The sequence below is a fragment of the Anaerotignum sp. genome, assembly GCF_017483025.1.
Classification (GTDB): Bacteria; Bacillota; Clostridia; order Lachnospirales; family Anaerotignaceae; genus Anaerotignum_A.
The window spans coordinates 1-10,417 of record NZ_JAFUMA010000121.1 but is presented as its reverse complement, the minus strand read 5'-3'; the positions used below and the strand labels follow the sequence as shown (position 1 = coordinate 10,417).

Below are 10,417 nucleotides of genomic sequence, written 5' to 3'. Positions count from 1 at the left end.
TCGACAAACTTCATACTATGCGCGAGTGGCTCAGTGGTAGAGCATCGCTTTGCCAAGGCTAGGGTAGCGAGTTCTAATCTCGTCTCGCGCTTTAGAAAGTCGGTTTTGAGAATATCAGAATCTGCTTTTTTCGTATATTCAGGTTTTGCAATGGAAAGAGGGAGAAGAATGGAGAAGAGAAAAATGGAGACCGTTGGCGCGGAGGTTTCCCTGCTGGGCTTTGGCGGCATGCGTTTTCCTACGAAGGAAGACGGCAGGATCGATCGGGTGAAGGCATCTGAAATGCTGGACTACGCATTGGCCAATGGTGTGAATTATTTTGATACGGCTTATTACTATCACGACAGTGAGAGTGAAGATTTTTACGGTGAAGCCCTTTCCAGACATGACAGAGATTCCTTTTATCTGGCAACGAAATTACCTGTCTGGGAGGTAAAGGAACAGGCGGATGTGCGAAAATTTGTGGAAGAACAGCTGAGACGTCTGCGGACAGACCACATCGACTTTTATCTGCTTCATGCGCTGGATAAGGGCAGATGGGAAAACGTAGTGCAGCTGGACGTGCTTTCTGCATTGGAAGAACTGCGGGCGGAAGGCAAGATCAGATACATCGGTTTTTCTTTCCATGATTCCTATGAAGTATTCGAAGAAATCATAAAAGTACGAAAATGGGACTTCTGCCAGATCCAGTTCAACTACATGGATACGGAAGAACAGGCGGGCATGAAGGGCTACAAACTGACAGAAGAACTGGGTATCCCTCTGGTCATCATGGAGCCTGTGAGAGGCGGTGCTCTGGCCAATCTTTCCCCTGATCTGAATGAGAAATTTGCGAAACTGAATAACGATGCGACGACCGCTTCCTATGCATTGAGATGGGTAGGCAGTCTGCCGAATGTGAAGGTCATCCTGAGCGGCATGAGCAGCATGGAGCAGGTGCAGGATAATCTGAATACGTTTGCTGATTTCAAGCCTTTGAATGATGCAGAATATGCTGTCATCGAAGAAGTTGCGGCGGAAATGAAAAGCAGAGTGCAGAACGGCTGCACCGGCTGTAGTTATTGTATGCCCTGTCCCTTTGGGGTAAATATCCCCGAATGTTTCAAGAGATGGAATCAGTATCACATCTATCGCAGCTATGGGGTCATTGGCTTCGCATGGGACGGCATGCCTGTAGAACAGAAACCTGCTGCATGCAGGGAGTGCGGCAAATGTGAATCTGTTTGCCCTCAGAAAATTTCTATTCGCGCAGACCTGAAGCGGGTTGCAGCGGATATTGATGGAAGGATTTGGAAATGATGGAGAACGAAAGACTGGAACAGGCAAAAGCAGCTCTGCAGGGGGAGATTACCTTTGCGGCAGCTTTAGCCAACGGAAAACTGGTCACTTCTGAAAAGAAGGGCATCGCGCCTATGATGGCGCTTTTGAAAGAAGATATGGATATCCTGAAAGGTGCTTGTGTGGCGGACAGGGTCATCGGCAGAGCAGCGGCGCTCCTGATGGAAAAGGCAGGCGTGGTGGAAGCCTTTGGCGAAATCGTTAGCAGCCATGCATTGAAGGCCTTTGCGAAAAGCAGCATCACTTTTACCTACGGGAAAGAAGTGGAATATATCATCAACCGCACCAAAACGGGCATGTGTCCCATGGAGCAGACAGTGCTTGAGATCGAAGATGCGGAAGAAGCTTATGAAGCACTGAAACGAAAACTGGCAGAACTTAGTTCTGCAAAATAAAAGGAGTGAATGCCATGATCGTAGGGACTTGTGAGGTCACCTTTCGGGCGGAGTGGGTCTCCAGTCTGAAGGAAAAGCGGATGGTGGTAAAAAGCCTGGTGGAGAAAACACGGCATAAATTCAATGTTTCCGTTGCAGAGGTAGACCTGCAGGATGAGCATAAAATGATTGTCATTGGCTTTGCCTGTGTCACCAATGAAAAACGTCACGCCGACAGCATGATACAGCATATCCTGGATTTTATGGAGAAAAATACAGAAGCGGAATTGATTTCCGCAGAATATGAGGTATTTTAGGCGTGTTTTTTCCCGAAAACCTGAGGAAAATTTGCATTTACCTGTAGATTTTCAAAAATCTGTGTGTTATAATCAACTGTGATTGTGCAGTTTTAGAGTACTGTATCTCAACATGGCAGCATCATAGAATACAAGACAACGTTGTCATAAAACGAATATTTTTAAGGAGGAGCTTCTTACAATGAACGCAACATTAATTAGCAAAGAAAAAACAGCAGTAAAACTTTCCTTTGAAGTAAGCGCAGAAGTACTGGAACAGGGTATGGCTTTCGCTTACAACAAACACAAAAACAACCTGGCTCTGCCCGGCTTCAGAAAAGGCAAAGTGCCCAGAAAACTGATCGAAGCACAGTATGGCGAAGCATTCTTCTACGAAGATGCCATCAACCACATCTTCCCCGAAGAATATCAGGCAGCAATCAAAGAACTGGGTCTGGATGTTGTTTCCGCTCCCACACTGGACATCGAATACATCCAGTCCGGTAAAGGCGCAAAATTCATCTGCGACGTAACAGTAAAACCCGAAGTAGAACTGGGTCAGTACAAAGGCCTGGAAGTTGAAAAAGTTTCCGCAGAAGTAACAGACACAGATGTTATGCTGGAACTGGAAAAAGTACAGAGACAGAACGCAAGAAAAGTAGAAGTAACAGATAGAGCAGCTCAGCTGGGCGACGTTGCAAACATCGACTACCTGGGTTCCGTTGACGGCGTTCCTTTCGACGGCGGCAAGGCAGAAGGCCATGACCTGGAACTGGGTTCTCACTCCTTCATCGAAGGTTTCGAAGAAGCGATCGTAGGCCACAACATCGGCGAAGAATTCGACATCAACGTAACATTCCCCGAAGCTTACCATGCACCTGAACTGGCTGGCAAACCCGCTGTATTCGCAATCAAGCTGAACGCGATCACAGCAAAAGAACTGCCTGAACTGAACGATGCGTTTGCAGAAGATGTTTCCGAATTCTCCACACTGGATGAATACAAAGCAGACATCCTGGCTAAACTGGCTACAGAAAAAACAGAAAAAGCTAGACAGCTGCAGGGCGACAAACTGCTGGACGTTGCAGTAGCTAACTGCAAAATGGAAGTTCCTCAGGTTATGTACGATAACAAGATCGATAGCATGATGAGAGAATTCGAAGAAAACATTGTTCGTCAGGGTCTGTCCATGGATATCTACTATCAGTACATGGGCACAAACGAAGAAACAATGAGAGAAACTTTCAAAGATACATCCATGAAGAGCGTTGACGCCAGACTGATGCTGGAAGCTATCGCAAAAGCTGAAAACCTGGTTATCTCCGATGAAGACCTGGATGCAGAAGTTGTAAAATACGGCGAAAGCTACGGTATCGACGGCAAAACAATGCTGGATATGATCCAGGCTGAAGATAAAGAAGCTCTGAGACAGGATATGCTGGTAAAAGCAGCTATGAAACTGATCGAAGACACAGCTATCATCAAAGAAGCAGAATAATCCCACCGGATTTAATGTAATAATTTGAAAATCAAGTAGGCACAGGAAACTGTGCCTATTTAGATAATATAAGATTGGAGGAATCATAATGAGTTTAGTACCTATGGTAGTAGAACAGTCCAACCGTGGCGAACGTTCTTATGATATTTATTCCAGATTGCTGAAAGACAGAATCATTTTCCTGGGGGAAGAAGTAAACGACGTAACAGCAAGCCTCGTTGTGGCGCAGCTGCTGTTCCTGGCTGCGGAAGACCCCGATAAGGATATCAATCTGTACATCAACAGCCCCGGCGGTTCCGTAACAGCCGGCATGGCAATTTATGATACAATGCAGTACATCAAACCCGATGTTTCTACGATCTGCATCGGCATGGCTGCAAGCATGGGCGCGTTCCTGCTGGCAGGCGGCGCAAAGGGCAAGAGATATGCTCTGCCCAACGCAGAAGTGATGATCCACCAGCCCAGCGGTGGCGCAAGAGGCCAGGCAACAGATATCTGCATCCACGCAGAAAACATCCTGCGCACAAAGCAGAAACTGAACAAGATCCTGGCTGAAAACACAGGCAAACCTGTGGAAGAAGTGGAAAGAGATACAGAACGCGATAATTTCATGACTGCAGAAGAAGCGAAGGCTTACGGCCTGATCGACGATGTCATCACAAGACCTCAGACAAAGGAGAAATGATAAATGGCAGGAAAAACGGAAGATATGAATAAGCTGCGTTGTTCCTTCTGTGGTAAAACACAGGATCAGGTGAAAAAACTGATCGCGGGACCTAATGTATATATCTGCGATGAATGTATCGATCTGTGTGCCGATATCATCGATGAAGAATACGATGTGCTGGCAGACAAGGATGAGAATTTTAATGTTCCCAAGCCTAAGGAAATCAAAGCAACGCTGGATGAATATGTTATTGGTCAGGATAGGGCAAAACAGGCTTTGGCCGTTGCCGTTTATAACCATTACAAACGCATTTATATGGATGCGAAAGCGGATGATGTGGAACTGCAGAAGAGCAATATCCTGCTGGTAGGCCCTACCGGTACAGGGAAAACGCTGTTGGCCCAGACGCTGGCGAAGGTGCTGAATGTGCCTTTTGCCATTGCCGATGCTACATCCCTGACAGAAGCGGGCTATGTAGGTGAGGACGTAGAAAACATCCTGCTGAAACTGATCCAGGCGGCAGATTATGATATCGAACGTGCAGAACGCGGTATCATCTATATCGATGAGATCGATAAGATCACAAAGAAAAGCGAAAACGTATCCATCACAAGAGATGTCAGCGGTGAAGGCGTACAGCAGGCACTGCTGAAGATCCTGGAAGGCACTGTGGCAAGCGTACCCCCTCAGGGCGGTAGAAAACATCCTCATCAGGAATTCATCCAGATCGATACAACAAATATCCTGTTCATCTGCGGCGGTGCTTTTGGCGGCATCGAAAAGATCATCCAGAACCGTATGGGTCATAAAGTCATCGGCTTTGGCGCAGAAGTACAGAGCAAGCTGGATAAAACGAACGACGAACTGCTGCAGAGCCTGATGCCTCAGGATCTGCTGAAATATGGCCTGATCCCTGAATTCATCGGTCGTCTGCCTGTAGTGGTGACACTGGATAATCTGGATGAAGATGCCTTTGTGCATATCCTGACAGAACCCAAGAATGCTCTGACAAAGCAGTATGAATATCTCTTCGCTTTGGATGATGTTATTCTGGAATTTAAGGATGAAGCCCTCAAAGCCATTGCAAGAAAAGCCATGGAAAGAGAAACAGGCGCCCGTGGTCTGCGTTCCATCGTAGAGGAATTCATCAATCCTATCATGTATGAAATTCCCACAGAAACAACAGTGGAGCGCTGCATCATCACAGAGGATGTTGTAGCAGGCACAGCAGAGCCTGAATATATCCACAATGAAAACAGACAGCCCCTGCAGCGTATGCGTAAACGTAAAAGCAGCAGAAACAGCGGAGTGTCTGCTTAATAAAAAAGTAACAAAAAGCGTCAGAAATACTGTAAGAAGCGGTATTCTGGCGCTTTCTTTTTGATTGGAAAATTTTTCTCAGGGGGAAAAACGCACAATGAAAAAAGGCAAAATTTTATAGAGTGCGGAAAATTGTACACCGCAGATGGAATCACTGGAATATCTGCCAAAATCGCAAAAAATGTTAAAAAAATGGCAAAAAATCATTGACTATACGGGCTTTGAGGGATATAATTTACCTGTATTCGAGAGAAGGACAAGGATGAATAAAAGTCCTTGATATAAAGACAAACGTAAATCAAAAAAACACAAACAGGAGGAAGAAAAAATGCTGACACTGGAAATGATTCAGGACGCAAAGAAAACACTGGAAGGCGTAGCAAGAACTACACCTCTGTATGAATCCGCTTTTATCAACCCCAACGCAAATGTTTACATCAAATGTGAAAATATGCAGCTGACAGGCTCCTTCAAACTGAGAGGCTCTTATGTAAAAACAGCTAGCCTGACAGAAGAAGAAGCTTCCAAAGGCGTAATCGCTTGCTCTGCTGGTAACCACGCTCAGGGCGTAGCTCTGTCTGCTCAGAGAAAAGGCATCAAAGCTACAATCTGCATGCCCGCAGGCGCACCTCTGGCTAAAGTAGAAGCAACAAAGAGCTATGGCGCAGAAGTTGTTCTGGTTCCCGGCGTATATGATGACGCAGCTGCAAAAGCAGTTGAACTGCAGAAAGAACACGGCTACACATTCCTGCACCCCTTCAACGATGAATACGTAATGGCTGGTCAGGGTACAATTGCTCTGGAAATCCTGGAAAAACTGCCCGAAGCAGAAGTAATCCTGGTTCCCATCGGTGGCGGCGGTCTGATCTCCGGTATCGCTTGCGCAGTAAAATCTATCAACCCCAACTGCAAAGTATATGGCGTACAGGCAGCAGGTGCTCCTTCCATGAAACAGTCCGTAGAACACAAGAAAATCGAAAAACTGCCCAGCGTTTCCACAATGGCTGACGGTATCGCTGTAAAAGAACCCGGCGACCTGACATTCGACGCTTGCATGAAATACGTTGACGGTATCGTAACAGTAACAGAAGGCGAAATCGCTTCCGCAATCCTGATGCTGCTGGAAAAACACAAAATGGTAGCTGAAGGCGCTGGCGCTGTTTCCGTAGCAGCAGCTATGACAAACAAAGTAGACATCGCTGGTAAAAAAGTTGTATGTGTAGTTTCCGGCGGTAACGTAGACGTTAACGTTCTGGACAGAATCATCGACAAAGGCCTGCAGGAAAACGGCAGAATCGCTGAATTCTCTGTAATGATGGCTGATAAACCCGGCCAGCTGATCCAGCTGCTGCAGATCATCTCCAGCACAGGCGCTAACATTCTGGATGTTAACCACAACAGAAGAGCAAAAGGCGTAGCAGTAAGCAACGTAGTAGTAGATGTAGCTGTTGAAACAAGAAACAAAGCACACTACGAAGAAATGGTAGCAGCTCTGAAAGCAAACGGCTACACAATCTAATCGTAAATATACGGATTTTCCAAAGGCTTGAACCGAAAGGTTCGAGCCTTTTTCTCTTATCTTGAAAACTTTGGGAATTTGTATTATTCTAATTTTTGAGGTGAAAAGAAATGGAGCAAACGAAAGATAAAAGAAGAGTCGGCATCATCTATGCCCTGACAGGCGGCACTTGCTGGGGGCTTTCCGGCTGCTTTGGGCAATATTTGTTTCAGGAAAAAGGCATTACGGCAGAATGGCTGGTAACGGTCCGTCTGGTCTTTGCAGGTATTCTGCTGATCCTGCTGGGGTTGCTTCTGACGAAAAAACGCATGGGGGATATGTGGAAAGACCCTGTAGACCGAAAGAGTATGGTTCTTTTTGCACTGGCGGGGATGCTGACCTGTCAGTATACATACTTTGCTGCCATCCAGCATTCCAATGCGGGCACGGCAACAGTGCTGCAGTCTTTGGGGCCTGTAGTGATTTTGGGATATATCTGCCTGAAGGAAAAAAGATTGCCCCGAAAACTGGAACTGGGAGCGATGCTCTGCGGTTTGTTCGGGGTGTTCCTGCTGAGTACCCATGGGGATATCCGCAGTATGAGCATCACCACGCTGGCATTGATTTTCGGTTTGGGCGCGGCAGTTTCTGCAGCGGCCTATAATCTTCTTTCCGGGAATCTGCTGCGGAAATATGGCGTTTATGCGGCAGTAGGTTATGCTATGTTTATTGCTGGGATTGCCATGCTGATTGTGGTACGCCCCTGGACATATGATATCCTTTTCGATCGTGGGACGGTTCTGGCAACAGCGGGTGTTGTAGTGATCGGTACAGCCCTTGCATTTTCTCTGTACCTGAAGGGGGTCAGCCTGGTAGGCCCTTTTATGGGCAGCCTTCTGGGGATGGTAGAACCGGTTACGGCTATCATCGTATCGCTGGTATTTTTGGGGGCTAGCTTTCACATCATGGACCTGGCCGGCTTTGTACTGATTTTGGGAACGGTCGTGGCATTGTCTCTTCGTTCAAAATAAAGAAAATTTTTAAATACCTTGGTTCTTTCTAGAACCAGGGTATATTTGCTTGAAAAAGGAATTTATGCTATAATAAAGTGTTAGAAAATTTTATCTGAACGATATAAAAATAGATGAGGTGAGAAATTTGGCGGAACAGAAAAACAAGAAAAAAACTGCCAAAACCCCTGCGAAAACACCGGCAGTAAAAAAGACGGCTTCTGCCGCCAAGAGCGGTGCAAAGAGCAGCGGAAAAAGTGAAACAAAAACAGCGGGAGCCGCTGCGAAAAAAGAGACAACAAAAGTGACGGCACAGCCTGCCCGTTTTGGGGACAATATTCTGGATGAGATCATCCTGCTGCTGATCATCGTGGTTTCTATTGTGGTATTCGTGAGCCTGCTGACAGATAAAATGGGCATCATCGGCGGCCTGATCAGCACATTTTTTAAGGGCATCCTTGGCTTTGGCGGCTTGCTGCTGCCTGTATTCGTCATCGTTTACTGCATTTGGATGCTGGCGGATGAAGAAAAAAGATACCCGCTGGTGCGCGCCATTGGTGCGGTGCTGTTTTTGCTGACGGTTGCTTCTGCGGCGCAGGTCATCAATCCTGTGAGTGCAGCGGAAGGGCTGAGCTTTTTCAAACGCTGCGGTACGTTGTATAGCGAGGGTGCTTTCAGCAACGGCGGTTTGTTTGGCGGCCTGATCGGCGGCGGTTTGCATAGCGCGCTGGATACCTTGGGCAGTATCATTATTCTGTTGGCAATGGGGATCATTTCCATCGTAATGGCAACAGGGAAATCCTTCTTCCATGCCATCGGGGATGCCAATGCCCATCGTAAGGCCAGAAAGAAAGTAAAAAATGAAAAAATTAAAAATAAAGCGGAACGGATTCGCCAGCAGGAACTGATCGAAGAGGAAAGACTGGCGAAGAAGGAAGAACGCCGCAGGAAAATGTCCCGTGAAGATTTCAATATCGAAGTGCAGGAAAACAGCGAAGAAACCCCCTATGTTCAGGAAACGGTATTCCGCAAAAAGCCTATTACGCTGGAAACCAAAAAGAGAGAGCCTATTTTTGACTTCGTAAAGGTAAACGAAGAGGAAGAGGCAGAAAAAGCGGCTGTGGAAAAAGCAATTGCTGATACTTCCAGAAATGCAGTGAAGGCGGCGGCCTCTATGATGGCGGCGTCTACCCTGAAGGAAGTGGCGGAAACAAAGGCAGAGGCAATCATTCCTTCTGTAAAGAGGGAAGAGCCTGTGACTGTACCTGAAAAGCAGGAAGAACCTGTAGTGCAGGGCATCGGCTTAGACAACGGCGATGCGGTCATTGAAGAAATTTTTGCAGAAAAACCTGCTGCAGAGGATGTTCCGATCATTGATATCCTGCCCGATGAAGATATGGGCAAGGAAATCGAGAAAGAAGAGGAAATTCCAATCGTTGCAGAGGAAACTCTGGAAGAAGCACCCGTACCCGTGGAAAAAACTGTAGAAGAAATGGAAGCGGAAACAGAGGCAGCAGAAGCGGAAATTCCTGCAGAGCCTGTGGAAGAGGAAAAGCCTTACATCTATCCTCCCATTGACCTGTTGGGGAAAGACCCTCAGACAGGCAGCAGCGGCAGCCGTTCCGAAATGATCGAAAACGCAAGAAAACTGGAAACGACACTGAAGAGCTTTGGCGTGGATGCAAAGGTCATCCAGATCAGCAAAGGCCCTACCGTTACCAGATATGAACTTTCCCCCAGCCAGGGCGTAAAGGTAAGCAAGATCGTAAATCTGGCGGATGATATTGCCTTGAATCTGGCGGCAAGCGGCATCCGTATCGAGGCGCCTATCCCCGGCAAAGCGGCGGTAGGCATTGAAGTGCCTAACAAGGAAACACAGTCTGTTTATATGAGAACCCTGCTGGAAAGCGATGCTTTCAAGGAACATCCCTCCAAGCTGGCATTCGCCCTGGGGCAGGATATTGCAGGCAACCCTGTAGTAACGGATATTGCCAAAATGCCTCACCTCTTGATTGCGGGTGCGACGGGCAGTGGTAAGTCCGTCTGCATCAATACGCTGATCACAAGTATCCTTTATAAGTCTGATCCGAAAGATGTAAAACTGCTTTTGGTAGACCCCAAAGTGGTTGAATTGAGTGTATACAACGGCATTCCTCATTTGCTGATTCCCGTTGTGACAGACCCCAAAAAGGCGTCTTCTGCCCTGAACTGGGCGGTGAGAGAAATGCTCCAGAGATATAACGATTTTGCGGCCCATGGTGTTCGTGATATCAAGGGCTTCAATAAAATGATGGAAGATAAGGGCGATGAAAAGGGCAAGATGCCTCAGATCGTTATCATCATCGATGAATTGGCTGACCTGATGATGGCAGCTCCCGGCGAAGTGGAAGATGCCATCTGCCGACTGGCACAGATG

9 protein-coding genes and 1 tRNA gene are annotated in these 10,417 nt (G+C 47.0%); all 10 read left to right on the top strand.

Features of this window, described 5'->3' with window-relative positions; all coding sequences use genetic code 11:
• Window positions 1–19 precede the first annotated feature (19 nt).
• Window positions 20–91, top strand: a tRNA-Gly gene (locus tag IJ369_RS10295).
• A gap of 77 nt (window positions 92–168) precedes the next feature.
• Window positions 169–1,299, top strand: coding sequence for an aldo/keto reductase (locus IJ369_RS10290; RefSeq protein WP_290718748.1), 1,131 nt, complete (start codon window positions 169–171; stop codon window positions 1,297–1,299).
• Window positions 1,296–1,733: a DUF1893 domain-containing protein gene (locus tag IJ369_RS10285; protein ID WP_290718745.1), complete on the top strand. Its 438-nt coding sequence runs from the start codon at window positions 1,296–1,298 to the stop codon at window positions 1,731–1,733. Before IJ369_RS10290 ends, IJ369_RS10285 begins: the two co-directional genes overlap by 4 nt.
• Window positions 1,734–1,747: 14 nt before the next feature.
• A complete protein-coding gene (locus tag IJ369_RS10280) occupies window positions 1,748–2,029 on the top strand; it encodes a DUF503 domain-containing protein (RefSeq protein WP_290718743.1) in 282 nt (93 codons plus the stop codon).
• A gap of 181 nt (window positions 2,030–2,210) precedes the next feature.
• Entirely contained in the window at window positions 2,211–3,506 is a 1,296-nt protein-coding gene (gene tig / locus IJ369_RS10275) for a trigger factor (RefSeq protein ID WP_290718741.1), read from the top strand.
• 88 nt (window positions 3,507–3,594) lie between these two features.
• The gene (clpP, locus tag IJ369_RS10270; protein WP_290718739.1) at window positions 3,595–4,191 is read left to right on the top strand and encodes an ATP-dependent Clp endopeptidase proteolytic subunit ClpP; all 597 of its coding nucleotides are present in this window, start codon (window positions 3,595–3,597) and stop codon (window positions 4,189–4,191) included.
• Window positions 4,192–4,194: 3 nt separating this feature from the next.
• Window positions 4,195–5,493: an ATP-dependent Clp protease ATP-binding subunit ClpX gene (gene clpX / locus IJ369_RS10265; RefSeq protein WP_290718737.1), complete on the top strand. Its 1,299-nt coding sequence runs from the start codon at window positions 4,195–4,197 to the stop codon at window positions 5,491–5,493.
• 328 nt (window positions 5,494–5,821) lie between these two features.
• The gene (ilvA, locus tag IJ369_RS10260; protein WP_290718735.1) at window positions 5,822–7,012 is read left to right on the top strand and encodes a threonine ammonia-lyase; all 1,191 of its coding nucleotides are present in this window, start codon (window positions 5,822–5,824) and stop codon (window positions 7,010–7,012) included.
• Between the two features lie 110 nt (window positions 7,013–7,122).
• Window positions 7,123–8,022, top strand: a complete 900-nt coding sequence (locus IJ369_RS10255) for an EamA family transporter (RefSeq protein WP_290718733.1) — start codon at window positions 7,123–7,125, stop codon at window positions 8,020–8,022.
• Between the two features lie 127 nt (window positions 8,023–8,149).
• The coding region (locus IJ369_RS10250) for a DNA translocase FtsK 4TM domain-containing protein (RefSeq protein ID WP_290718731.1) at window positions 8,150–10,417 on the top strand (2,268 nt) is incomplete at its 3' end.

Excerpts from the sequence above, each read along its gene's own strand:
- IJ369_RS10290 (WP_290718748.1), top strand. The coding sequence starts at position 169 with ATGGAGAAGAGAAAAATGGAGACCGTTGGCGCGGAGGTTTCCCTGCTG.
- IJ369_RS10285 (WP_290718745.1), top strand. The coding sequence starts at position 1,296 with ATGATGGAGAACGAAAGACTGGAACAGGCAAAAGCAGCTCTGCAGGGG.
- IJ369_RS10280 (WP_290718743.1), top strand. The coding sequence starts at position 1,748 with ATGATCGTAGGGACTTGTGAGGTCACCTTTCGGGCGGAGTGGGTCTCC.
- tig (WP_290718741.1), top strand. The coding sequence starts at position 2,211 with ATGAACGCAACATTAATTAGCAAAGAAAAAACAGCAGTAAAACTTTCC.
- clpP (WP_290718739.1), top strand. The coding sequence starts at position 3,595 with ATGAGTTTAGTACCTATGGTAGTAGAACAGTCCAACCGTGGCGAACGT.
- clpX (WP_290718737.1), top strand. The coding sequence starts at position 4,195 with ATGGCAGGAAAAACGGAAGATATGAATAAGCTGCGTTGTTCCTTCTGT.
- ilvA (WP_290718735.1), top strand. The coding sequence starts at position 5,822 with ATGCTGACACTGGAAATGATTCAGGACGCAAAGAAAACACTGGAAGGC.
- IJ369_RS10255 (WP_290718733.1), top strand. The coding sequence starts at position 7,123 with ATGGAGCAAACGAAAGATAAAAGAAGAGTCGGCATCATCTATGCCCTG.